Here is a 314-nt window from a genome sequence, read left to right on the forward strand (position 1 = left end):
CCGATGGTGGGCCCGGGCGTGCGGGCTGAGCGCGATGATGCTGGTGAGTTCGCGGAGTTGGTCGATCGGATCGCTGCCGACGGGCCGCGGCTGCCGTTGGCCGGGCAGGGCTTGGACGAGGCGGCTGCGGGCGCGGCGGCTCGTCGGGCGGTGGCTGAGCTGGTCGGGGAGCAGGCGTTGGACGCGGTCTTGGCGCAGGTCAAGGGCGATGGGCTGCGGTTGACCGGGCCGGGTGGGTTCCTGTCGGAGTTGGTGAAGGCGGTCCTGGAGCGGGGGCTGCGGGCCGAGCTGCGGGATCATCTGGGCTATGCCAA

At 72.6% G+C, this 314-nt stretch carries 1 pseudogene; it reads left to right on the forward strand.

The annotated features are described in order from the left end of the window. Positions 1-18: 18 nt before the first annotated feature. A pseudogene (locus F8271_RS34360) lies at positions 19-314 on the forward strand (IS256 family transposase); the annotation flags it as partial.

The organism is Micromonospora sp. ALFpr18c, from assembly GCF_008868155.1.
In the GTDB taxonomy this organism is placed as follows: Bacteria; Actinomycetota; Actinomycetes; order Mycobacteriales; family Micromonosporaceae; genus Micromonospora.